Consider the following 22,981-nt stretch of genomic DNA (forward strand, 5'->3'; position numbering starts at 1 on the left):
CGGACGTGGGCCAGGTGGTGGGGGTGGCTCAGCAGGGCCTGGACGGCGCTGGTGATGAGGTTGACGGCCGTCACGGCCGGCCTCGGGCCGCAGCAGGGCCGCGAGCCGCTCCGCGGGCAGCAGCCCCCGCTCCAGGACGAGTTCGGCGACGCCCCGGCCGCTGGCCAGGGCCTCCTTGGCGATGTCGGTGGCGGCCGTGTAGCCGATGTGCGGGTTGAGGGCGGTCACCAGGCCGATGGAGTTCTCGACGGTCTCGCGCAGCACGTCGGTGTTGGCGGTGATGCCGGCCACGCAGCGCTCGGCGAGGGTGAGGCAGGCCGCCCGCAGGTGGGTGACGGACTCCGACAGCGAGTGCAGGATGATCGGCTCGAAGGCGTTGAGCTGGAGCTGCCCGGCCTCGGCGGCCATGGTGACGGCGACGTCGTTGCCGATCACCTCGAAGGCGACCTGGTTGACGACCTCGGGGATCACCGGGTTGACCTTGCCGGGCATGATGCTCGAACCGGCTTGCACCGGCGGCAGGTTGATCTCGCCGAGGCCGGCGCGCGGCCCGGAGGACAGCAGCCGCAGGTCGTTGCAGGTCTTGGACAGCTTGACGGCGATGCGCTTGAGGACACCGGACATCTGGACGAACGCGCCGCAGTCCTGGGTGGCTTCGACGAGGTTGGCGGCGGTGACCAGGGGCAGCCCGGTGATGTCGGCGAGGTGGCGTCGGGCGGCTTCGGCGTATCCGGCGGGGGCGTTCAGGCCGGTGCCGATCGCGGTAGCGCCGAGGTTGATCTCGTGGACCAGCGCGACGGCTTCCGCGAGTCGGCTGCGGTCCTCGTCGAGCATGACGGCGAAGGCGGAGAACTCCTGGCCGAGCGTCATCGGCACGGCGTCCTGCAACTGCGTGCGGCCCATCTTCAGGACGTCGCGGAACTCGACGGCCTTGCGGGCGAAGGCGTCCTGGAGGACGGCCATCGCGTCGAGCAGGCCGCGCACGGCGGACACGGTCGCGATCCGGACGGCGGTCGGGTAGACGTCGTTGGTGGACTGCCCGAGGTTGACGTCCTCGTTGGGGTGCAGGTGCCGGTACTCGCCCTTGGCGTGTCCCAGCAGTTCCAGGGCGCGGTTGGCGATGACCTCGTTGGCGTTCATGTTGGTCGAGGTGCCGGCGCCGCCCTGGATGACGTCCACGACGAACTGGTCGTGCAGCTCGCCGTCGCGGATCTCGCGGCAGGCGGTGGCGATCGCGGCGGCCTTCGCGGGGTCCAGCAGGCCGAGTTCCTCGTTGGCGAGGGCTGCGGCCTCCTTCACGGCGGCCAGCGCGTCGATCAGGTGCGGGTAGACGGAGATGGGAGTGCCGGTGATGGGGAAGTTCTCGGTGGCGCGCAGGGTGTGGACGCCCCAGTAGGCGTCGGCGGGGACGTGGCGGTCCCCGAGCAGGTCGTGTTCGCTGCGGGTGGCGGCGGTCATGGGTGCGGGTCCTCTCGGCGTGGTGGTTCGGGTCAGGCGTGGGCGAGCAGGGCCGACGGGTCCAGCGCGGCCACCGGCCGCACGCCACCGACGGGCCGGCCGCCGCCGGCCGCCGGCTCCCCCGCGAGCCCGGTCAGCAGCCGCGGGTCGACTCCCGCCAGCGCCAGGGCGGCCGCCGTCACCGGGACGCGCGCCCGGTTCGCCCCGTCGGCGATCTTCAGGGCGACGGCGCGGCCGTCCGGCAGCGCGGCGATCTGGACGCCCTCGAAGCCGTCCTTGGCGAGCAGCCCGGGTACCGCCCGCATCAGTCGGGCCACGTCCCGCCCCGCACCGGAGGCCATCTCCGGGTGGCTGCGCAGCGCGTCCGCCACCCGGAACTCGGGTGTCCCGGGCGCGCCGGTGGCGATGCGCGCGGCGGCGCGGGCCAGTCCGTGGAGGGAGACGGCGAAGAGGGGGGTGCCGCAGCCGTCCACGGTGACGTGGGCGATGCGCTGGCCGGTGAGGTCCTCCACGGTTTCCGCGATCATCCGCTGGAGCGGGTGCCCGGGGGCGTCGTAGTCCTGCAGCGGCCAGCCGTTGAGCTTGCAGAGGTGGAGCATCGCGGCGTGTTTGCCGGAGCAGTTCTGGGCGGTCCGGGACGGCCGGCGGTCCTGCCGGATCCAGGCATCGCGGACGTCCGGGTCGTACGGCAGGTCCGGAACGTTGCGCAGGTCGTCCTCGGTGAGGCCGGCGAGCGCCAGGATCCGCCGGGTGCCGGCGAGGTGGCGTTCCTCGCCGGAGTGGCTGCCCGTCGCGAGGGCGAGCAGTTCGCCGTCGAGCGGCAGTCCGGCGCGGACCATGGCGACGGCCTGGACGGGCTTGAGGGCCGACCGCGGGTAGCACGCGGCCTGCGCGTCGCCGAGGTGGTGCCGGACCTCGCCGTCGCCGCCGAGGACGATGACGGAACCGTAGTGGGTGCTCTCGACCACGCCGCCACGGGTGACGTGGGCGACGGGCGCGTGGCGGGGCTCGCGGATCACGGGCGCGTCCGTGAGGGGGCTGGTGAGCATGACTGCCTCGATCGTGATGACGTGGGGGTGCGGACCTGGCGGTGGCGGGCCCGGGGCGGGCGAACGCCGGTGGGACCGCGGATCCCGCGGTCCGCCCGGGTTCAGTCGTCGGTGCCGGCGGCGGCGCGCGCGACGCGCCCGCGGACGGCGTACCAGCCGGCGACGAGTGCGGCGGCGATGAGGGGTACGCACAGCACGGTGGTGCGTCCGGCACCGCCGTCGGCGTACATGAGGACCAGGACGGTGGCGAGGAAGGCGAGCGTCACGAGCTCGGTCCACGGGGAGCCCGGCAGGCGGTAGCCGGGGCGGGTCAGTTCGCCGTCGCGGGTCTTCCGCCAGAACAGCAGGTGGCAGACCATGATCATGCCCCAGGTGGCGATGATGCCGATGGCCGCGAGGTTGAGCACGATCTCGAACGCGTCGGCGGGGACCACGAAGTTGAGGACGACGCCGAGCACGCACATCCCGCTGGTGAGCAGGATGCCGCCGTAGGGCACCTGGGTGCGGCTCATCCGGGCGGTGAAGCGCGGGGCCGATCCGTTCACGGCCATGGAGCGCAGGATGCGGCCGGTGGAGTAGAGGCCGGAGTTGAGCGAGGACATCGCCGCGGTGAGGACGACGAGGTTCATCACGCTGCCGGCCGCCGGGACCCCGAGGTGGGACAGGACGGTCACGAACGGGCTCTGGCCGGCGGTGTACCTGTTCCACGGCATCAGCATCGAGAGCAGGACGACGGAGCCGACGTAGAACAGGCCCACGCGCCACATGATCGAGTTGATCGCCTTCGGCATGATCTTCTCGGGGTTCTCGGTCTCCCCGGCCGTCACACCGACCAGTTCGACGGAGGCGTAGGCGAAGACGACGCCCTGGATGATCAGCAGCATCGGCAGCAGGCCGTTGGGGAAGATCCCGCCGTTGTCGGTGATCAGGGACGGGCCGGGCACGGCGCCGTCGACGGGGTGCCGGGTGACGAGCAGGAAGATCCCGATGCCCATGAAGACGACCAGGGCGCTGACCTTGACGATGGCGAACCAGAACTCCAGTTCGCCGAAGATCCGCACCGAGATGAGGTTCACGGTGAGGACGACGGCCAGGGCGATGAGCGCGATCACCCATTGCGGGACGTCGGAGAACAGGTGCCAGTAGTGGGTGTACGTGGCGACGGCGGTGATGTCGGCGATGCCGGTGGTCGCCCAGTTGAGGAAGTACATCCAGCCGGCGGTGTACGCGCCCTTCTCCCCCAGGAACTCCCGGGCGTACGACACGAAGGCGCCGGAGGACGGCCGGTACAGGACCAGCTCGCCGAGCGCTCGCACGACGAGGAACGCGAAGACGCCGCAGACGGCGTACGCGACGAACAGGGAGGGCCCGGCGTCGGCGAGCCGTCCGCCCGCGCCGAGGAACAGCCCGGTGCCGATCGCGCCGCCGATGGCGATCATGTTGACGTGCCGGGCTTTCAGGGACTTGCTGTAGCCGGTGTCTCCGGCGTCGACGTGACGGGTCGTGGGGCGCTTCTCGTCCTTGAGGAACTGCTCGCTCACGCCTCGGCTCTGCCTTCTCTTGAGGTGTCCGCCCGCTGGGGGCGCACGATGTCGGTGAGGGTGGCCTCCACGCGGTGGAGGTGGTGGGACATCGCCTCGACGGCGTCGGGCTCGGAACCGTCGATCAGGGCCTCGACGATCGCCCGGTGCTCGCAGTTGGACTGCTCGCGCCTGCCGCAGAACTTGTCGAGGAAGGTCGACTGACGCGCCAGTGCGTCACGGATCTCCTCGATCACCCGGCGGAACACCGGGTTGCCGGAGGCCTCGGCCACCGCCAGGTGGAACACGGTGTCCAGGGCGACCCACGCGGTGGTGTCGGTCTCCCGCTCCATCCGGTCGAGCAGGTGGGCCAGGTGGTCCAGGTCCTCCGGGGTCCGGCGCAGCGCCGCGTAGCCGGCGACCGGGATCTCGACGTGCCGGCGGACTTCCAGGAGGTCGCCGGCCGCGAAGTCGCCGAAGGTGGGTTCCTCGACCGTGTTCGCCACGACGAAGGTGCCCTTGCCGGTCTTCGAGACCGTCAGGCCCAGGGCCTGCAGGGCACGGAGTGCCTCCCGCAGGACGGGCCGGCTGACCTCCAGGGTCCGGCACAGCTCCGCTTCCGAGGGGAGCTTGTCCCCCACGACGTACTGACCGCGCTCGATGGCGCTGCGCAGGTGGCCGAACACCGCTTCCATCGCGCTGACGCGCCGCGGGGCCGATCCACCTGTCTTGCTGTCTGACAGGTTCACGGGCTGATCCTGGGCCCGGAGCGCCGCGGTGTCAAGACTCCGGCGGCGCCGAGATGACGCGGGGTCAAAGCACCGGCGTCGCCCCGGTGACGGGCGGACTCCGCCGGACACGCACCGTCCGCTCGCCGGCGCGACCCGGAGCAGGGCCCGGAGTCGACCTGGCCACGGCCACCAGAGCGTGCACCACCGCCGAGTCGAAGGCCATCTCGGGATGCCACTGGACGCCGACCGCGAAGCGGTGCCGGGTGCTCTCGATCGCCTCGATGGTCCCGTCCGCCGTACGCGCGCCCACGACCAGGCCGGCCCCGAGGGACTCCACCGCCTGATGGTGGTGCGTGGCGACCTGGCGGGTCCCCGGCAGGAGCCCACCGATCCGCGTCCCCGGCACCGTGGTGACGGCATGGGGCGCGAAGTGGCCGCCGTGCAGGTTGTGCCCGTGGTGGCCCACCACCTCGGGCAGGTGCTGGATCAGGGTGCCGCCCGCGTGCACGTTCAACAGCTGCATGCCCCGGCACACTCCGAGCACCGGGAGGTCGCGCGCGAGGGCCTCGTCCAGCACCGCCCACTCCCAGCGGTCGCGCTCGTGCACCGGCGGCTCCGTGCACGGATGCCGCTGCGCCCCGTACAACGCGGGATCCAGGTCCTCACCACCGGTCAGGACGATCCCGTCCAGGCCCGCGACGACATCGAGCGCGGCCTCCGGCGCGTCCGGCGGCAGCAGGACCACACGGCCGCCCGCCGCCTGGAGACAGCTGACGTACGCCGCGGGCAGCAGTGCCGCGGGCAGCTCCCACTCCCCCCACTGGGCGTCGGCGAGGTAGGTGGTCAGTCCGATGAGCGGCTTGGGCATACCACTTCCTTCCAGGTGGGGGTCGACCATCGACGGCCGTCTCCTCCGCGGCCCGCCCGACGGAGGCGGTCGCAGGCGGGCTGCGGAGGAGGGGGTGCACGGCCCCCCGGGCGCACGAACGCGCCCGATGACGGTGGGGGTGGCCGCGGACCCGGGCTTGCGCATCCGGGCCGCAAGCAAGAATCCTGCTGCCGTTCACGCTTAAGCACAAGAAAAGACATCTTCGCGACAGATAAGTGAGCCTTAACTCCGTGCAGAGACTCGACCCCCGGTTGCTCGCCACCCTGGAAGCCGTGGTCCGCCACGGCTCCTTCAACGCCGCCGCACGCGAGCTGGGCTACAGCGCGCCCGCCGTCTCCCAACAGATCGCCGAACTCGAGCGCCGGGCCGGCCTCATCCTGATAGAGCGCCGCCCCGTCCGCGCCACCCCCGCCGGCACGGTCCTCCTCGACGCCGAACAGCGCGTCCGGAGCGCCCTGGCGGCGGCGTCCCTGGAACTCGACGCCATGCGCGCGGGCACCGCCGGACGGATCAGGCTCGGCGCATTCGCCTCCTCCGCCGCCGGCATCGTCCCGCAGGCGCTGGCCGAGCTTCACGCGGCCTATCCCGACGTCCGGGTCAGCCTCTCGCAGCTGGAGCCCGAAGCCGGCTACAGCCGGCTCAAGCGGGGCGACATGGACCTGGCCCTCAGTTACGACTACGACTTCATCCCGATGCCACCGCCCCGGACGCTGCGCCGGACGCTGGTCGCCCGGGACCCGGTCGTGGCCGTCCTCCCGGTCGACCACCACCTCGCCCACCGGGATGTCATCGACCTGGCCGACCTCGCGGCGGAGACGTGGATCGCCGCCCCGGAGGCCGCCCTGCGCCTGGAACTGCTCGCTCAGATGGCCAGGACCCCGGGCTTCCAGGCCCGGCTGGAGTACGACGGCGACGACTTCAACACCGTGCTCGGCTTCGTGGCCGCCGGCCTGTGCGTCGCCGTCATGCCCCGGCTGGCCCTGCCCCCGGGCAGCGCGCAGGTCGTGGCACGCCCCCTCGCCGACCCGGAGCTGACGCGATTCATCTACACCGTACGCATCGACACCCGGCACGCCCCGCGCGCCCTCCTGGCCCTGGAACAGATGCTCGCCGCACAGGCACTGGCCGCCCTCTCCTGAGCGGGGGCAACGGTTGCGGAACCTCTACGGCCCGCCCGCGCGCCGGCCTCCGGGCAGGCCCTCACCCCTCCGACCGGACGCCCCGGTCGGCGGTGAGCCGCTCCCGCCACTCGGCCACGGCGACGGGAGACATCGCCGCGAGACCGGCGATCACCTCGTCGTCCCGTCCGTCAGTCCAGCTGAGGACCCGGGTCAGGACGGTGTTCCGGGCCAGGCGGACCTCCTTCAGCAACTCCTCCAGACGGTTCAGTTCCTCCCCAGTGGCGGCGAGCGACTCGTCGACTGCCGCCCTCTCCTCGGCCCGCTGTCGCCGCAGGTAGGCCGTCAGGCCGGTGAGGACGACGCCGTCGTCGGCCGCAGCGCCGCGGAACGTCTCGGCGAGGTGGCCCAACACGCAGTCGGGGGCGTCGGCGAGACTCGCTCCCACGACCTTCGCGGCCTCCCAGCTGCTCCGTCCGGCATCGCTGGTCCGAAGCCAGAGCCCGGCTTCGACCGGGGTGCGGTCGCCGCAGGCGGCCGCACGGTAGGCGTACAGGGCCGCACGGTGACCGTAGAAGGCGTAGCCCTCCTCGATCCGGACGCCCGCCGTGGCGCACATCAGGCCCGGGACGCCGCCGTAACCGGAATCGGCTTCGTAGGCGGCCCAGCCGTCCAGCTCGGCGTCGGTGGCTGTCGCCCAGGCCGGGTCGCAGAGCTCGGGGTTGCGGGCGAGGAAGTCCCGCACTTCGACCCGCCACGCGGGCACCGGGCTCATCCGGGGTTCGGACCAGACCACGCCTCCCGTCGCGTCGAGCGTGAACCGGCAGGCCTGTTCGAGATCGGTCCAGGCCGTGGCGGCTTCGGCGGACCATTCCGGACTCCCGTCCGGGCCCACGCGGTGCAGCGAGTCGATCACCCGCTGGACCAGGGGCAGTACCCGCCGGACGAGCGCATGGAGCTCCTCGACACCGAAGAAGCGCCAGGTGTCGGCGCCCCGGCCGTCAACGGCGCGGTGGGCGAGCGGGATCACGAACACGGCCGGGGACGGCAGTGCGCCGTCGCCGACCGTGGCCCGGCGATGTCCCGGGAGCGAGTGGGCGGCCTCCTCGCCCTGTGTCCGCCAGTCGGTGTCCCCGAACCAGACGGCCCCGGTGGCGACATCGACGGCGAGCCACTGCTGGTAGCAGTTGCCCGGCCCGAACCGGTCCCGGCGGTGCTCGGCCTGCCGGTCGTGCCACACGTATTCCGCCGGAGGCGGGCTGAATTGGACGGCGACGAAGCCGTCCTGCGGGGTGTACCCGACGACCAGGTGTGCCGTTGGTTTGCTGTGCTCGGTCCCCGACATGCGGCTCCCTCCGTGCCGGACCGTGGCGGTTCCACCACTGTGCGGCACCGAGCCTGCCCTGCGAGAGCCGTACGATCAAATCCGATCAGTTGTGAACTTATCGTCGTGCGAGGGTCCTTGACGCCGCGCCGCCGGGCGGCGCATGATCGAGCCGCGAACCTGTCAGACAGCAGGACGGGTGGCGTGGTTTCAACGACACGACGGAACCCCGGAAACGGTGGGCGGCAACCCTGAGAAACGACCCCTAGGGGGGTAGACACGCTCGTCAGCGGGCATGGCACGGTCGTCGTGCAAACGCCGTCGGCCGTGAGAAGGTACCAAGCATGAGCGCAATAAGGTTCATCCTCAATGTCATCTGGTTGCTTTTCTGCGGCATTTGGATGGCGCTCGCCTACACGCTCGCCGGAATCATCTGCTGCGTTCTCATCGTCACCATCCCCTTCGGCATCGCCTCCTTCCGGATCGCCGGGTTCATCCTCTGGCCGTTCGGGCGCACCGCGGTGGAGCGGCCGGACGCCGGGCCGGCCTCGTGTGTCGGGAACGTCATCTGGCTGGTGTTCGCCGGATGGTGGCTGGCGATCGGGCACCTGGTCACCAGCATTCCGCTCTTCCTGTCGGTCATCGGCATCCCCTTCGGGTGGGCGAACCTGAAGATGATCCCGATCTCGCTGATGCCGCTCGGCCGCGAGATCGTCCCCACCGACCGGGAGTGGGGCGCGCGGTAACCGGCACGGACCTTCGACGGCCGGCGCGGGGCAGCAGCCCGCGCCGGCCGTCGGTCTTTCCCGGGGCTCAGGCGCGGGTGACGGCCTTGCGGACGGCGTAGGCGGCGGCGCCGAGGGCGAGGACGGCGGTGCCCTGGAGAACAGAGGCGGCGGGGAGGGCGAAGGCGAGCACGAGGCAGCCGGCCGTGCCGAGGAGGGGGACGGCGCGCGGGGGCCGGCCCTCGGCGGGGGTGAGGGTCCAGGCAGCGGCGTTGGCGACGGCGTAGTAGGCGAGCACGCCGAAGGAGGAGAAGCCGATCGCGCCGCGGACGTCGCCGAACGCGGCGGCGACCGCCACCACGGCGCCGACGGCCAGCTCGGCGCGGTGCGGGACGCCGAAGCGGGGGTGGACGGCGGCGAGGGCGTGCGGCAGGTGGCGGTCGCGGGCCATCGCCAGGGTGGTCCGGGAGACGCCGAGGATCAGTGCGAGCAGCGAGCCGAGGGCGGCGACCGCCGCACCGGCGCGGACCACCGGGGCCAGGGCGGGCGCGCCGGCGGCGCGGACGGCGTCGGCCAGCGGGGCGCCGCTGTGCGCGAGGCGCTCGGGGCCGAGGACGGCCAGGACGGCGAGGGCGACGGCGGCGTAGACCACCAGGGTGATGCCGAGCGCCAGCGGGATCGCCCGGGGGATGGTGCGCCGCGGGTCGCGGACCTCCTCGCCCAGGGTGGCGATCCGGGCGTACCCGGCGAAGGCGAAGAACAGCAGCCCGGCGGCCTGGAGCACACCGTGGAATCCGGCGTCCGCGCCGACGGCCCAGTGGCCGGTGTCGACCTCCCCGCCGGCCAGGCACGCGGTGACCACGGCGGCGAGCACCGCCAGGACGACGGCCACGATCGCCCTGGTCAGCCAGGCGGCCTTCTGCACCCCGACGTAGTTCACGGCGGTCAGCACCACCACGGCGGCGACCGCGACGGCGTGGGCCTGTTCGGGCCAGACGTACGAGCCGACGGTGAGGGCCATCGCGGCGCAGGAGGCGGTCTTGCCGACCACGAAGCCCCAGCCGGCCAGGTAGCCCCAGAAGTCGCCGAGCCGCTCCCGGCCGTAGACGTAGGTGCCGCCGGACCGCGGGTAGCGGGCGGCCAGCCGGGCCGAGGAGGTCGCGTTGCAGTACGCCACCGCACCGGCCAGTGCCAGCCCGACCAGCAGGCCCGAGCCGGCCGCCCCGGCGGCGGGCGCGAGTGCGGCGAAGACGCCCGCGCCGATCATCGAGCCCAGCCCGATCACCACGGCGTCGAACACCCCCAGGTGCCGCCGCAGCTCCCCCGGCCCGGCCGCCGTCGGCGACGAACTCATGCGCGGTGCCCCTCCCGATCCGGCTGTGGTGTCGGCGCACCCTACCGGAGGGAGGGGAACGGGAGGGGTGGGGAGGGAAGCGGGGGCGGGGCTCGGGTGTCGGCGCACCCTACCGGAGGGAGGGGAACGGAGGGTGCGGGCGCCGGGTACCGGGTCAGCGGGTGAGCCGGGCCTCCAGGGCGCGCAGGTCCGCGATGAGCGCCGCCCGCACCCGGCGGGCCATCAGCGGCCCCACCAGGCGCGGGCCGCCCCGGACCCGGATGCGGGCGAAGGTACCGCTCTGGGTGGGCTCGAAGGTGAAGGTCACCCGCATGGGCATCGGCCCGGCGACGCAGACCAGGTCGAGCACCGTCGGCGGGTCGTGGCGCGCCACCCGCAGCACGTACGAGAAGGACCTGCCCAGGAAGCGCGCCGTCCGGGTGACCTCGGCGCCCACGCCGAAGCCGCCGGTGTCGGCCTCCCGGGTGAGGGCGGCCGTGCGGATGCCCCGCGTCCACTCGCAGTCGTGGCGCCAGTCCATCGCGTAGGCGGCCACCGTGGCGGGCGGGAGGGGGATCAGGCGTTCCACTGTGACGTCGAGCGGCATGATCACACTCTCCCGCCGGGCGGGCCACCCCGCTCCCCGGACTCGCCCGGGCGGAGGCGCGCCCCGGTCAGAGCCCCAGGATCCGCTGGGCCTGCGCCCGCATCTCGACCTTGCGGATCTTCCCGGTGACCGTCATCGGGAACTCCTCGACCACGTGCACGTAGCGCGGGATCTTGACGTGGGCGAGCCGGCCGGCGCAGTACGCGCGGACGGCCTCGGCGGTGAGCGGCTCGGCGCCCTCCCGCATCCGGATCCAGGCCATCAGCTCCTCGCCGTACTTGGCGTCGGGGACGCCGATGACCTGGACGTCGAGGACGTCCGGGTGGGTGTGGAGGAACTCCTCGATCTCGCGCGGGTAGAGGTTCTCCCCGCCGCGGATCACCATGTCCTTGATCCGCCCGGTGATCGCGACGTAGCCCTCCTCGTCCATCACCGCGAGGTCCCCCGTGTGCATCCAGCGCGCGGCGTCGACGGCCTCGGCGGTGCGCTCGGGCTCGCCCCAGTAGCCGAGCATGACGGAGTACCCGCGGGTGCACAGCTCGCCGGGTTCGCCGCGCGGGACGGTACGGCCGGTGGCCGGGTCGACCACCTTGACCTCCAGGTGCGGGCCGACCCGGCCCACCGTGGCGACCCGCCGCTCGACCGGGTCGTCGACCCGGGTCTGGGTGGAGACCGGCGAGGTCTCGGTCATGCCGTAGCAGATGGAGACCTGCGTCATCCCCATCCGCTCGATGACCTCCTTCATCACCTCGCTCGGGCAGGGCGAGCCGGCCATGATGCCGGTGCGCAGGCTGCCGAGGTCGTAGCGGTCGAAGTCCGGGTCGGCCAGCTCGGCGATGAACATGGTCGGCACCCCGTACAGCGAGGTGCAGCGCTCGGCGGCGACGGCGGCCAGGGTGGCGCCGGGCTCGAAGGAGGGGGCGGGGATGACCGTGCAGGCGCCGTGCGAGGTGGCCGCCAGGTTTCCCATCACCATCCCGAAGCAGTGGTAGAAGGGGACGGGGACGCAGATCCGGTCCTGCTCGGTGTAGTCGAGCAGCTCGCCCACGAAGTAGCCGTTGTTGAGGATGTTGTGGTGCGAGAGGGTCGCGCCCTTGGGGAAGCCGGTCGTCCCGGAGGTGTACTGGATGTTGATCGGGTCGTCGGGGGACAACTCGCCCTGGCGCTCGGCGAGTCGGGACGGGTCGGCCCGCCTGCCGGCCTCGGCCACGGCGTCCCAGTCGGGGCTGCCGATCAGCAGGACGTGCTCCAACTCGGGGCAGCGGGGCCGGACTTCCTCGATCATCCCGGCGTAGTCGGAGGTCTTGAAGCGCTCGGCGGCGACCAGCAGCCGGACACCGGCCTGGTTCAGCACGTACTCCAACTCGTGGGCGCGGTAGGCCGGGTTGACGGTGACCAGGATCGCGCCGAGCTTGGCGGTGGCGTACTGGGTGAGCGTCCACTCGGCGCAGTTGGGGGCCCAGATGCCGACCCGGTCCCCCTTGGCGATCCCGAGCTCCAGCAGGCCGAGCGCCAGGGCGTCGACGTCGGCGGCGAGTTCGGCGTACGTCCAGCGGCGGGCGGTGGCCCGGTCGACCAGGGCGTCGCGGTCGGGGAAGGCGCGCACCGCGCGGTCGAGGTTCTCCCCGATGGTGTCGCCGAGCAGCGGGACGTCCGAGGTGCCGGAGGCGTAGCTGCGCGGGGTCGGCGTGGTCGGCACGGGCGGGCTCCTGGGGACGGCGGTACGGACAGGGACCATGGTCACCTTCCCCGACCCCGCGCCGCCACCCCCGAACGGGGGTACCGACACGGCGCCGGGGCCGCCCGCCGGGTTCGACGGACGGCCCCGGCGCACGGGACTACTCGTTGATGCAGATGTTGCCGAAGGCCGGGTTGAGGAGCCCGATGATGTTGATCGAGTTCCCGCAGATGTTGGCCTCCAGGTTGATCGGGACCTGGATCTGGTTGCCGGACAGGACACCGGGCGAGTTGGCGGCGATGCCGTTGGCGGTGGCGCTGCCGGCGACGGCGGTCCCGGTTCCGGCGAGGACCGCCGTGGCGGTGAGGGCGGCGGCGGCGAAGGTGGTACGCATGCGCATTGCTTCACTCCTTGTGAGCAGAGCGGGTCGAAGTGTGACGATCACACCTCGCCCACGATCACAAGCGATCCGCTCCGCCGCACGCCGGATTGGCCCGTCCTAGGGAGTGTCGGCCTCCCGCCCGCCGTCCCGGCCCGTCGGCGCCGCGGCCGCGGGACCGGCGACGCTCAGTGATTCCAGCAGCTCCCGGGCCGGGCGCAGCCCGGGCTCGGCGGCCACCGCGCGGTGCAGCAGCCCGAGCGCGAGCGCCCCGTCCCCGGCCGCCAGGGCCTCCAGCGCCCGGTTGTAGTCGATCCGTCCGGCGTAACGCAGCCGGAACAGCACCGACAGGTCCTCCCGGCAGGACGGGCAGCGCAGGGTCGACGGGTCGCCCGGCACCCGGCAGAGCGGGCACGGCACCTCCGGCGCCTGCGGGGCCCCTGCCGCCGCCACGGTGTCCAAGGCCTTCACGGTGTCCACGGCCTCCACGGCGCTCATCGCGGCCCCGCCTCCTCCGGCCGGACCGGGCCGAGCGACTCCGGGGTCGGCTCGCTGCCCAGCTCCCGCTGCGCCTGCGCGTACAGGGCCAGCAGGTTCGACATGTGGGTGTTGACGTCCGCCATGTTGGGCGCCTCCACGGCCGCGTCCAGCCCGCGCAGCTCGGCCATGATCAGCTGGGCCAGGGCGGGCGAGACCATGTTCTGGGTCACGTAGACGTTGCACATGGTCAGCATCCGCATGGTGTGCCCGAGCGAGTCGCACAGCTCGTCCGCCCGCTGGGCCGCGCGCACCGCGCCCTCCCAGTCGGCGGCCTCGCGGCGCAGCCGCAGCTCGGCGGCCACCGACCGCAGCCGGTCCAGGTCGCTCGGGTCGAGGTGCTTCTCGCAGTAGTGGAGGAACAGGCTCAGGTACGCCTCGGAGCCGCGCACCCAGCGCTGGGCCTTGAGCTGCTGCTGGGCCCGCTCCAGCGCGGCGTCCACCGACTGGCCGCGGGTCTGCCCGGCCGCCAGGTCGTCCAGGGTGTCCATCAGCCGCTGGGCCTCGCGCATCTCGGCCTCGGTCAGCTCGCCGCCCCAGCGGTCGGTGAAGGTCTCGATCTGCCGCTGCTGCTCCTCGACCTGCACCTTCAGCTCGGGGTCGAGGGTGACCCGCTCCAGCTTGACGGTCTTCTCGGCACCGCCCTGGATCCGTACCGACAGGGTGATGGTGCGGTCCCGGTCGAGGCCGAAGGAGACCTCCACCGGGGTGCGGCCGCCCAGGCCCTCGGGCAGCCGCAGGGTGAGGTGGCCGATCAGCTCGTTCTGCTGGGCGATCTCGTGCTCGCCCTCGTAGACCGCGACCTCCAGCCGCTGCCGGCCGCTGCCGGAGACCACGAACTCCCGGCTGACCGGCGAACTCGTCGGGTAGCTGGTGTTCTTGGGGATGATGACGGCCAGGCGGCCGTCGTTCAGCTCGATGCCGAGGTTCTTCGGGGTGATGTCGAACGGGTTGGTGACCTGCGCCAGCTCGCCGCAGGCCGGGCAGACCTCGCAGCCCGGCGGGTTGACCACGCCGCAGGCGGCGCAGCGCAGGCCGACGTCCTCGGCGGCGGTGGCGGCCACCTTGGTGAGGCCGGGGGCGGCCGAGTGGAGCGGCTCGCCGCACAGGTCGCAGGCGGTGACGCCGGGGGCGGCCGGGGTGCCGCAGCGCGGGCAGTTGTCGCCCTGCACCACGGCGGTGGTCCGGGTCTGCCGCGGGACGGCCGCGCCCTCGCCCGAACCGTCCAGCACCTGCTCGCACTTGGGGCAGGCGGCGGCGTCGGCGTCGACCGGGATGTGGCAGGTCGGGCAGGAGACCCGGGCGCCACCGAGCAGGCTCGTGGCGCAGTTGACGCAGTTGGAGGCGGAGAGGTTGCCGGGGGCCCGGCACTCCGGGCACTCCACCTCGCCGACCAGCGCGGACTGCACGGCCGCGCCGAGCGCCACGCACTGCATCGGGTTGACGCCGCGCCGGATCCGGCGGGGGCCGAACACCTCGCCGAGCCGGCGGGCGACCAGCGGGATCGCGGTCGAACCGCCGACCAGCACCACCTCGTCGATGTCCCCGACGGTCAGGTTGGACTGCATGATGGCCTTGTGGGTCAGCTCGATGGTGCGCTCGATCCGGGCCTCGATCAGCTCCTCGAAGCGGGCCCGCTCGAACTCCGTCTCCAGCACCAGCTGCCCGGCGCCCAGGCCCGGCAGGATGACCTCGGAGGACTCCTGGTTGGAGAGCTCGATCTTGATGGTCTCGGCGGTGCCGGCGATCTTCGGACGGTCCCGCAGGTCGGGCTGGTAGTCCGAGCCGTACTCCTCGCGGATGTCCTCCAGCAGCGCGGTGGTGATCGCGCGGTCGAAGTCGTCGCCGCCGAGCAGGTTGTCGCCCTCGATGCCGAGCACCGAGACCGAGCCGGGGACCAGCGACAGGATGGAGATGTCGAAGGTGCCGCCGCCGAGGTCGTAGACCAGGACGGTCCTGCCCTCGTCGCCCGCCTCGGAGGTGATGCCGTACGCGAGGGCGGCGGCGGTCGGCTCGTTGATGATCCGCAGCACGTGCAGGCCGGCCATCCGGCCCGCCTCCTGGGTGGCCGCGACCTGCCGCTCGCCGAAGTACGCGGGGACGGTGATGACGGCCCGGTGGAACGGCTCGCCGAAGCGCTGCTCGGCGTCCTCCTTGAGGCGGTGCAGGATGATCGCGGAGATCTCGATCGGGGTGTACGAGCGGCCGTTGAACCAGACGTTGACGTCGCCGTCGGTGCCCGCGGTGACCTTGTAGTCCACCTCCTTCAGGGCCGCCTGGACCTGCGGGTCCTTGAACTTGCGGCCCATGAAGCGCTTGACCGAGCGGATCACGTTGGCTCCGTCGATGGCCGTCCGGCTGCGCGCGGTGGAGCCCACCAGCAGCTCGCCCTTGCGGCCGCTGCCGACCACGGAGGGCGTGGCCTCCTGGTTCTGCCGGTTGAAGATGATCTCCGGCTCGCCCCGGCGCAGGTGGGCGACCACGGAGTTGGTGGTGCCCAGGTCGATGCCGAGTGTGCGGTACATGTCGTTCCCCTCTTGCCCCTCGTGGTCCTGGCTACTTCTTGCGCTTGGCCCGCTTGCCCGCGGCCGCGGCCTTGCGGCGGGACCGGGGCGGGGCCGCCTTGGGCTGGGCGCGGGCGGCCGGCGCGGTGGCGGCGACGCCGGCGGCCAGGGCGGCTTCGACGGCCTCGGGCACGCCGGGCGTGCCGGGCGCTTCGGGTGTCTCCGGCGCCTCGGGCGTGCCGGGCGTCCCGGGTCCGGCGGTCTCGGCGTCCTCGGCGTCCTCGGTGGCTTCGGTGGCTTCGGCGGCTTCGGTGGTCTCGATGGCGGCGTCGGCTCCGGTGGCGGCGTGGGCCGGCTCCGGGAGCGGGAGGTCCGCCGCGGCCGCCCGCACCGGCGCCAGGGGCTCCGGCTCCGGTGCGGCGACCACCACCTGGGCCCGGCGCAGCACCTCGTCCCCCCAGAAGAACCCGGTCACCACCGTCCGCACCACCGTCTCCGGCGCCACCCCGGACCGGACCTCGGTGCCCACGATCTCGGTCAGGTCCGGGTCGGCCGTCATGCCCTCCAGCCGCATCGGCCGCACCTTGGCCTTGGCGAGCTGCCCCAGCAGCCGCCGCCGGGTGGCCTCCAGGCCGGCGCCGCGCCCGAGCGCCACCAGTTCGCGGTCCAGGCCGAGGGCGGCGAGCGCGTCGTCCACCTCGACCAGGATGCCCAGCAGGTCGCGCTGTTCGGCCCGGGCGGCCTGCTTCTGCTCGGTCAGCTTGCTCCCCAGCAGGGAGGCCCGGAAGAGCAGCCGGCCGAAGGCCTGCTCCAGGTCGACGTCCTCGACGCCGGGCGGGACCTCCAGCGGCGGGCGGCCGTCGAGCAGGGCGGCGGCGGGCGCGTGGCCGGGTGCGGCGGCGGGTGCGTCGGTGGCCGCGTGGCCGGGTGCGTCGGCGGGTGCGTCGGTCATTCGGGTACCTCGATCTGCGGCAGCACGGACAGGTCCGCCGCGTAGCGGGCGGGGACGGGCGGTTCCGGGTCGGCGCCGCCGGGGGGCGGCTCGGCGAAGTCGGCGGCCAGCTCGGCCCGGTGGAGCACCGGCAGCGCGGTGGGCGGCAGCGGCGGGCGCTCGATCACCAGCAGCGGTTCGGCGAGCGCGGGGGCGAGCAGCTCGGCGGCCTGGTCGACCGGCTCCGGCGGAAGGGGCTGCTGGAGGTCCGCCTCCAGCCGCCGGTCCGGGTTGCGCAGCAGCGCGGCGGCCTCCTGGATCTGCTGGCGGGTGTACCGGCCGGCCCGCATCGCCGGTCCGACGGCGAGGTTGATCTCGCGCACGCCGGCCGTGAGCGGGATGCCCAGGACCTCGTACGGCGACGGTTCGTGCAGTGGCATGGCGGGCGGTCTCTCTCCTCACGGTGGGTGGCGGGGACGGCTCGGGTGGCGCGGTCACCTCGGGTGCGGCTGCGACTGTGGCTGCGGCGTACGGTCTAGGACGACGCCAACTGCCGTACGGTTGCCGTCAGTAGAGCGAGTTGATCCGCCGCTGCATGGCGCGCAGCTCGAAGTCGTCCGGGCTGTGCTCGACGGCCTTGCGGGCCAGGTCGCGGGCCTCGCGCAGCTGCCGGGCGTTGGCCCGCTGGACGGCGTACGAGCCGTAGACGATGCCGAGTTCGCGGTGCAGCTTGTCGGTGTCCTCCGCGGTGCCGGACAGCTGGAGGGCCTCCTCCAGCAGCCGGATCGCGGTGGGGTAGCGGCGGGCCTCGTAGTGCCCGATCGCCTCGCCGCGCCAGACGCTGACCATCAGCCGGCGGATGTCGGTGGAGTCGTCGTAGGACCGGGCCTGCTGGAGCATCGCGGCCTGGGCGGTGAACGGCTTGTCCTGCATCGCGTCCATCACGTGGTTGGCGAGCATCACCGACATCCGGCGCGCGGCCTCCCGGGCGACCGGCCCCTCCCACTCCGGGTCGGCCTCCAGCGCCTCGCCCATCCAGCGCAGGGCGCGCCGCCGGTCGTCGGCGAAGGCGGCCGAGCGGGCGAGCTGGAGCAGCACGAAGCCGAGGCCGAGCCGGTGTTCCGGGTCGGGGTTGAGCTCGATCAGCGCCCGCCAGGCCGCGGCGGCCTCCTCCAGCTCCGCGTCGGTGGCGTCGGGGCGGCTGAGCTGGCCGGCCCGGTTGCCGAGGGCGGCCTCCAGGAAGTGCCGGGCGGTCGGGTCGCCGGGGACCAGCTCCAGGCTCTTCTCCAGCAGCGCGAGGGCCCGGGGGTAGTCCTTCTCCTCGTTGTTGATCTTGCGCGCCCACTGGGCGTAGGTGGCGCCGAGGTCGCCCCGCACCTCGGGGTCGTCGGGGGCCAACGCCAGCGCCTTCTCCAGGAGTTCGGCGGCGCCGGCCTGGTCGTCCAGGCTGTTCTTGAGCAGCGCGCGGGCGGCCCGGACCCCGGACTCGGCGGCGATCGTCGCGGCGTCGGCGGGCAGCCGGGCGCCGGGCACGGTCCGGGCCCGGGTGAGGCTCTCCAGCGCCTCGCGCCAGTCCTGGTTGCGGTGGTGCTCGCGGGCCTGGCTGACCAGCGACTCGCCGAGCAGGGCCTGCCAGTCCTCGCCGCGGCGCTGCTCGGGCACCGCGTCCAGGGCGGCGACGGCGGCGGCCTGCCGGCCCTGGAGCCGCAGGTAGCGCTGCGCGCCGAGGTCGCCGAACAGGCCGAGGGCCCGGGTGGGCGCGGGCGCGTCGGGGCCGGCGGGCCGCCGCCAGGGCTGGACGGCCCGCTCGAAGGCCTCGGCCCAGCCGGGCGCCCCCGGCTCGGCGCGCAGCAGCCCGTCCAGGGCGGGGCCGAGTGCGAGGCGGCGGGCCGGGCGGCCGGGCAGGGTGATCCGGACGTCCTCCTGGGCGAAGGCGTCCGCGCAGTGCGTCTCCATGCCGAGGCGCAGCGTCCAGGCGGTGACCTCGTCGCCGCTGCGCCCGGCGGCCCGGTCCAGGGCGCGCAGGTCGTCCCGGAGGCGGTCGAGCAGTCCGGCGCGGGCGGCGGCCAGCCGCTGGGGTTCGGGGGTGCGGCCGGTGATCCGGGCGGACTCGGCCCACAGCTCGGGCTGGTGCAGGGCGGCGACCAGGCAGCCGAGCGTCCAGGCCCAGACCTCCTCGTCGGGCCCGGCCTCCTGGTCGAGGCCGTCGGAGGTGGCGGCGCCGGCGGCGAGCCGGTAACCGGCCAGGCCGAGCGCGTGCAGCAGCCGGGGGTGGGCCGGGTCCGCCAGCAGCAGCTCGCGGTAGCCCTCCCAGGCCTCCCGGTGGCGGCCGTCGGCGGCGGCCTGGTGCGCCTCGTGCTCGGCGAGCAGGACGAGGGCGGCGGCCACCCGCTCCTGGCCGGGGGCCAGTCCGAGGGCCCGGCGCAGGTCGACGGCGGCACTGCCGGGCCGGTCGGCGGCGAGCGCGGCGCCGGCCCGGCGGACCAGGACGGCGGCGCGGGCCGTCCGGGCGTCCTCGGGCAGGCCGGCCAGGGCCTCGTCCAGGCGGCCGAGTTCGGCGCGCAGCAGGGCGAGGTCGAGCCGGACGGGCGCGGCGGCGGCGCCGTCGCCGAGCGCCTCGGCCCAGCGGGCGAGCACGGGTTCGGCCTCCTCGGGGGTGCCGGCCCGGCGGGCGCAGTGGAGCACGGCGCGCAGCGTGGGGGCGGCGCAGCGCACGCAGCGGGGCGAGGCGGCTCCCTCCGGTATGTGCTGGTGGTCGGGGCAGGCCTCGCGGCCGCAGCCGCCGCAGGTGCCGGTGGCGGGGCGGTCGCAGAGCGCGCAGTCGCCGGTGGGCGCCGCGGCGGGGGCGGCGGGGGCCTCCAGGAAGTTCCGGTACCAGTCCAGGGCGGCGGCCCAGTTGCCGGCCCGTTCGGCGAGCAGGGCGCGCAGCCGGGCGGTCGCCGGGTCCCCGGCCGGGTCGGGCGGGCCGAGCAGGGCGATCGTCCGGGCCGGGCGGCCCGCCAGCAGGGCGACGGCGGCCAGGTGGTAGCGGTCGCGAAGGCCGCTGCCGGCGTCGAGCAGGGCGGCGACCGGCTCCGGGGTGCCCTCGGTCAGGGCGAGGGCGGCGCGCAGCCGGGCCTGGCGGTGGGTGAGGGCGCCGGGCAGGGTGTCGGCGAGGGCGAGCGCGGCGGCGGCGCGGCGGCGCGGCTCGGCCTGGTCGCGGCCGGTGACCAGCAGGTGGGCGGCCTCGCGCAGGGCGGCCTCGCGCAGCGCGGCGCGGTAGCCGGGGGCGGCCGGGTGCTCGGCGGCGGCCCGCTGCCAGAGCTCCCGGGCGGCCGTCGGGTCGGTGGCCAGCCGGGTGCGGGCGAGCCGGTCGCGGGCCGCGGCCCGGCGGGGGCCCAGGTCCTCGTCGTCCAGCGCCTCCCAGCGGGCGAGGGCGCCGGCCGGGTCGTCGGTGCGGGCCAGGGCGAGGCCGTGGTGGAAGGCGGCGACGGTGGTCCAGCGGGCGCCGGGTTCGGTGTCGGCCTCGGCGCGCAGGATCGGTTCGGCCTCCTCGGCCTGCCCGGCGGCGAGCAGGGCGGCGCCGAGCCGGACCCGGGCGGGGCGCCAGTCGGGGGCCCCGCCGAGGCCGGCCCGGTAGTCGGCGGCGGCCTCGGCGGGGCGGTCGGCCCGTTCGTGCACCAGGGCGAGGCCGAACCGGGCCGGGGCGAAGTCGGGCCGGACGGTCAGGGCGGCGGCGAACTGCTCCCGGGCCTGCTCGTCGGCGCCGAGCAGCAGGGCGAGCCGGCCGAGGGCGTAGCGGGGGCGCGGGTCGGCCGGGCTCTCGCCGGCGGCGGCCGCGAGGTCGGCCCAGGCCTCCTCGGTGGTGCCGAGGCGCTGGCGGGCCAGGCCGCGGAAGAGCAGGCCGTCGGTGCGCAGGGCCGGGCCGCGCCCCCACGGGGACGGTTCGCCGGGGCCGCGGCGCAGTGCCTCGTCGAAGGCGGTGACGGCGGGTTCGTCGCGGTGCAGGGCGTAGAGCGAGGCGCCCCAGCGGAACCAGAGTTCGCCGCTGCCGGAGGGGGCCGCGGCGGCGAGCAGGGCCTCGGCCTCGGCGGCCCGGTCGGTGGCGCGCAGCAGGGCGGCCCGGGCGAGCACCGGCCAGTCCCGGCCGGGCAGGGCGGCGAGGGCGCGGGCGGTGACCTGCTCGCGCCGGTCGGGGGCGCCCTCGCGGCAGCGGTGCTGCAGCCAGTCGACGGTGCGGGCGGCGGACTCCGCCTCCTCGCCGGGTTCGGCGCCGGCGGCGGTGGCCCGGAGGAAGGCGAACAGCGGGTCGAGGTCGCCGTCGGGGGCCTGCATCCGCTCCTCGGCGAGGCGGCGCAGGCTCCACCGGGGCAGTTGCCGGGCCGGGTCGGCGAGCAGCGGGTAGGCCTCGCGGTGCAGGGCGAGGGTGGCCTGCTGGTCGCCGGTGGGGACGGTGGCCTCGGCCTGGCCGAGCAGGGCGAGGCCGCGCTGCGGGCGCAGTTCCTCGGGCGCGTCGGCGAGCCTGCGGGCCAGCCGGGCGTAGCGGCGGCGGGCCTGGGCGGCCTGGCCGGCGGCGAGCCGTTCGGCGGCCGCGGCCAGCGCCTTCGCCGCCGCCGCGGCGTCCAGGGCCCGTCGGCGGCGGGCCAGTACGACGGCGGCCGCACCGGCCAGTGCCACCACGAGCAGCAGCACCGCTGTCAGCGCCATGCACCGTCCCCCTGAGTTCGGACACCACCCAATCCATGATCAACTGACGTGGGGCGATCATGAGTTGACGTGGTGTCGAGATGTTGCCGAGCGCCATCAGAATAGGCCCTCGATCGGACGGACGAACAGGAAAGAGCACTATCCTGGACGTCACATCAGCAGCGGAACGGCCCTGCGGCGGCAGCGCGACGGCGGAGCGCCGACAGCGCGTCAGCAGCGGTCAGCAGCGTCGGGGGTGCAGTGTCCGAGTCGCGTTGGGTGCCCGGGCTCCGGTTCGGGCCGGAGTTCGACCCCGAGCAGTACGAGCTCCTGGAGTTCCACCACCGGGGCGGTGAGGCCGAGGTGTGGCGGGCGGTGCGCACCGGGCACAACGGGCGCAAGGAACTGGTCGCCGCGAAGATCATGCTGGAGCGCGACCCGGCCGAGGTGCGGCGCTGGCTCGGCCGCTGGGACGACGTCTCGCACAACGCGCACCGGCTGGGCGTGACCGACCTGGTGGTGCCCAGCTTCCTGCTCGGCCCCTCCCCGCACCGGCCCGGCACCCCGCCCGGCGGCGCGCTGCTGGGCTACCAGATCTCGCCCTGGGTCGAGGGCGTGCCGCTGCACACCTGGGCGCGCGGCCAGCGCGGCGGGCCGGAGGCGGTCGCCGAGGTGCTGGCCGGACTCTGCCGGATCGTGGACGAGCTGCACCGCAAGCGCTGGGTGCACCGGGACATCTCCCCCGCCAACGTGCTGGTGGACGGCCAGGGCCAGGTCAAGCTGATCGACCTGACCTTCCTCGCGCCGCTCGACCACACCCTGACCGTCGCGGTGTTCACCCCCGGGCACGTCCCGCCGGAGGCCGAGCAGGTCGGCGGCTTCCCGACCACCGCCAAGGACCTGTTCGCCGTCGGCACCCTCGCCCGCACCCTGCTGCTGCCCGACCACGGCCGGCTGGACCACCGGCTGGCCGCCGAGCAGGCCCGCGCCGAACTCCTGGCGGCCGGCTACTCCGAGGAGGTGGCCCACTGGGCCTGCGAGCCGCTGGCCGACGACCCGGAGCGCCGCCCCGCCCCGCTCGGCCCGTGGGCCGCCCGCGGCCGCGAGCTGCTGCGGGTGCACCTGCCGGCGCGGCGCATCCTGGACCTGGCGGTGCTGCCCGACCGGGCCGGGCGGCCGCTGGTGGTCACCGGCGGCACCGGCGGCACCGCGCTGGCCGGGCCCGGCGTCGCCGACCTCCGGCTGCCCGACCGCCAGGGCCCGCGCGCCGTACGGCAGTTGACGGTGGGCTGGGCCGGGCCGCAGGGCGAGCTGGCGGTCTGCGCGGTGGACCGTACCGGCACCCTCTGGGCCGGTACGGCGGCGGGCTGGTGGGAGGCGGCGCGCGGGGTCCACGGGCTGGCCGGATCGGTCAACTCGGCCGGGGAGATGACGGTGTGGACGAGCACCGCCGCCATGTCCTCCGGCAGCTCCCCGACCGCCAGGGCCACGCCGATCGCGGCGTTGGCCTCGTTGGCGTCCGCGTACGCGATC

Annotated in this window: 17 protein-coding genes and 2 pseudogenes; 3 read left to right on the forward strand and 16 right to left on the reverse strand. The window is 74.5% G+C overall.

Features of this window, described 5'->3' with window-relative positions; all coding sequences use genetic code 11:
- From aspA to ABZW03_RS15015, 5 genes are all read right to left on the reverse strand, one after another.
- On the reverse strand, positions 1-1,458 hold a 1,458-nt coding region (gene aspA / locus ABZW03_RS14995), incomplete at its 3' end, for an aspartate ammonia-lyase (RefSeq protein ID WP_355257006.1).
- 32 nt (positions 1,459-1,490) lie between these two features.
- A complete protein-coding gene (locus ABZW03_RS15000; RefSeq protein WP_355257009.1) occupies positions 1,491-2,507 on the reverse strand; it encodes an asparaginase in 1,017 nt (338 codons plus the stop codon).
- Positions 2,508-2,608: 101 nt separating this feature from the next.
- Positions 2,609-4,048 carry an amino acid permease gene (locus ABZW03_RS15005; RefSeq protein WP_355257012.1) on the reverse strand — a complete coding sequence of 480 codons (1,440 nt, stop codon included), beginning with the start codon at positions 4,046-4,048 and terminating at the stop codon, positions 2,609-2,611.
- Entirely contained in the window at positions 4,045-4,722 is a 678-nt protein-coding gene (locus ABZW03_RS15010; protein ID WP_355257052.1) for a FadR/GntR family transcriptional regulator, read from the reverse strand. The genes ABZW03_RS15005 and ABZW03_RS15010 overlap by 4 nt, the downstream gene beginning before the upstream one ends.
- A 118-nt stretch (positions 4,723-4,840) precedes the next feature.
- Complete coding sequence (locus tag ABZW03_RS15015) at positions 4,841-5,626, reverse strand: gamma-glutamyl-gamma-aminobutyrate hydrolase family protein (protein ID WP_355257015.1); 786 nt, start codon at positions 5,624-5,626, stop codon at positions 4,841-4,843.
- Positions 5,627-5,877: 251 nt separating this feature from the next.
- Between ABZW03_RS15015 and ABZW03_RS15020 the strand changes: the two genes are divergently transcribed.
- On the forward strand, positions 5,878-6,786 hold the full coding sequence (locus ABZW03_RS15020; protein WP_355257017.1) for a LysR substrate-binding domain-containing protein: 909 nt from the start codon (positions 5,878-5,880) through the stop codon (positions 6,784-6,786).
- A 61-nt stretch (positions 6,787-6,847) separates the two neighbouring features.
- Here the strand turns inward: ABZW03_RS15020 and ABZW03_RS15025 are convergent, their stop codons facing one another.
- Positions 6,848-8,110: a hypothetical protein gene (locus tag ABZW03_RS15025; RefSeq protein WP_355257020.1), complete on the reverse strand. Its 1,263-nt coding sequence runs from the start codon at positions 8,108-8,110 to the stop codon at positions 6,848-6,850.
- Between the two features lie 323 nt (positions 8,111-8,433).
- Here ABZW03_RS15025 and ABZW03_RS15030 point away from each other — a divergent pair, with 323 nt between their 5' ends.
- A complete protein-coding gene (locus tag ABZW03_RS15030) occupies positions 8,434-8,835 on the forward strand; it encodes a YccF domain-containing protein (RefSeq protein ID WP_355257023.1) in 402 nt (133 codons plus the stop codon).
- A gap of 67 nt (positions 8,836-8,902) precedes the next feature.
- Here the strand turns inward: ABZW03_RS15030 and ABZW03_RS15035 are convergent, their stop codons facing one another.
- The 9 genes from ABZW03_RS15035 to ABZW03_RS15075 all read right to left on the reverse strand — a co-directional run bounded on the left by ABZW03_RS15035 (position 8,903) and on the right by ABZW03_RS15075 (position 21,469).
- Positions 8,903-10,168 (reverse strand): APC family permease, encoded by a 1,266-nt coding sequence (locus ABZW03_RS15035; protein ID WP_355257026.1) that lies wholly within the window; start codon positions 10,166-10,168, stop codon positions 8,903-8,905.
- A gap of 154 nt (positions 10,169-10,322) precedes the next feature.
- Positions 10,323-10,754, reverse strand: coding sequence for an SRPBCC family protein (locus ABZW03_RS15040; protein ID WP_355257029.1), 432 nt, complete (start codon positions 10,752-10,754; stop codon positions 10,323-10,325).
- A 67-nt stretch (positions 10,755-10,821) separates the two neighbouring features.
- The gene (locus ABZW03_RS15045) at positions 10,822-12,453 is read right to left on the reverse strand and encodes an AMP-binding protein (protein ID WP_355257032.1); all 1,632 of its coding nucleotides are present in this window, start codon (positions 12,451-12,453) and stop codon (positions 10,822-10,824) included.
- 139 nt (positions 12,454-12,592) lie between these two features.
- Positions 12,593-12,832 carry a chaplin gene (locus tag ABZW03_RS15050; RefSeq protein ID WP_355257035.1) on the reverse strand — a complete coding sequence of 80 codons (240 nt, stop codon included), beginning with the start codon at positions 12,830-12,832 and terminating at the stop codon, positions 12,593-12,595.
- A gap of 99 nt (positions 12,833-12,931) precedes the next feature.
- Entirely contained in the window at positions 12,932-13,309 is a 378-nt protein-coding gene (locus ABZW03_RS15055; RefSeq protein ID WP_355257038.1) for a hypothetical protein, read from the reverse strand.
- Positions 13,306-15,873, reverse strand: coding sequence for an Hsp70 family protein (locus tag ABZW03_RS15060; RefSeq protein WP_355257041.1), 2,568 nt, complete (start codon positions 15,871-15,873; stop codon positions 13,306-13,308). The genes ABZW03_RS15055 and ABZW03_RS15060 overlap by 4 nt, the downstream gene beginning before the upstream one ends.
- Before the next feature lie 31 nt (positions 15,874-15,904).
- On the reverse strand, positions 15,905-16,804 hold the full coding sequence (gene grpE / locus ABZW03_RS15065) for a nucleotide exchange factor GrpE (RefSeq protein ID WP_355257044.1): 900 nt from the start codon (positions 16,802-16,804) through the stop codon (positions 15,905-15,907).
- Entirely contained in the window at positions 16,801-17,223 is a 423-nt protein-coding gene (locus ABZW03_RS15070; RefSeq protein ID WP_355257047.1) for a hypothetical protein, read from the reverse strand. The genes grpE and ABZW03_RS15070 overlap by 4 nt, the downstream gene beginning before the upstream one ends.
- A 127-nt stretch (positions 17,224-17,350) precedes the next feature.
- On the reverse strand, positions 17,351-21,469 hold the full coding sequence (locus tag ABZW03_RS15075; RefSeq protein WP_355257049.1) for a hypothetical protein: 4,119 nt from the start codon (positions 21,467-21,469) through the stop codon (positions 17,351-17,353).
- Positions 21,470-21,871: 402 nt separating this feature from the next.
- Here ABZW03_RS15075 and ABZW03_RS15080 point away from each other — a divergent pair.
- Positions 21,872-22,372: pseudogene (locus ABZW03_RS15080) on the forward strand (protein kinase); the annotation flags it as partial.
- 515 nt (positions 22,373-22,887) lie between these two features.
- Here ABZW03_RS15080 and ABZW03_RS15085 read toward each other — a convergent pair.
- Positions 22,888-22,981 (reverse strand): annotated as a pseudogene (locus tag ABZW03_RS15085) (cob(I)yrinic acid a c-diamide adenosyltransferase); the annotation flags it as partial.

Source organism: Kitasatospora sp. NPDC004799 (assembly GCF_040609095.1).
In the GTDB taxonomy this organism is placed as follows: Bacteria; Actinomycetota; Actinomycetes; order Streptomycetales; family Streptomycetaceae; genus Kitasatospora.

Coding starts and splice junctions, on each gene's coding strand:
- ABZW03_RS15075 (WP_355257049.1), bottom strand. CDS start 21,469: ATGGCGCTGACAGCGGTGCTGCTGCTCGTGGTGGCACTGGCCGGTGCG.
- ABZW03_RS15060 (WP_355257041.1), bottom strand. CDS start 15,873: ATGTACCGCACACTCGGCATCGACCTGGGCACCACCAACTCCGTGGTC.
- ABZW03_RS15040 (WP_355257029.1), bottom strand. CDS start 10,754: ATGCCGCTCGACGTCACAGTGGAACGCCTGATCCCCCTCCCGCCCGCC.
- ABZW03_RS15055 (WP_355257038.1), bottom strand. CDS start 13,309: ATGAGCGCCGTGGAGGCCGTGGACACCGTGAAGGCCTTGGACACCGTG.
- ABZW03_RS15015 (WP_355257015.1), bottom strand. CDS start 5,626: ATGCCCAAGCCGCTCATCGGACTGACCACCTACCTCGCCGACGCCCAG.
- ABZW03_RS15025 (WP_355257020.1), bottom strand. CDS start 8,110: ATGTCGGGGACCGAGCACAGCAAACCAACGGCACACCTGGTCGTCGGG.
- ABZW03_RS15035 (WP_355257026.1), bottom strand. CDS start 10,168: ATGAGTTCGTCGCCGACGGCGGCCGGGCCGGGGGAGCTGCGGCGGCAC.
- ABZW03_RS15010 (WP_355257052.1), bottom strand. CDS start 4,722: ATGGAAGCGGTGTTCGGCCACCTGCGCAGCGCCATCGAGCGCGGTCAG.
- ABZW03_RS15030 (WP_355257023.1), top strand. CDS start 8,434: ATGAGCGCAATAAGGTTCATCCTCAATGTCATCTGGTTGCTTTTCTGC.
- ABZW03_RS15000 (WP_355257009.1), bottom strand. CDS start 2,507: ATGCTCACCAGCCCCCTCACGGACGCGCCCGTGATCCGCGAGCCCCGC.
- ABZW03_RS15050 (WP_355257035.1), bottom strand. CDS start 12,832: ATGCGCATGCGTACCACCTTCGCCGCCGCCGCCCTCACCGCCACGGCG.
- grpE (WP_355257044.1), bottom strand. CDS start 16,804: ATGACCGACGCACCCGCCGACGCACCCGGCCACGCGGCCACCGACGCA.
- ABZW03_RS15070 (WP_355257047.1), bottom strand. CDS start 17,223: ATGCCACTGCACGAACCGTCGCCGTACGAGGTCCTGGGCATCCCGCTC.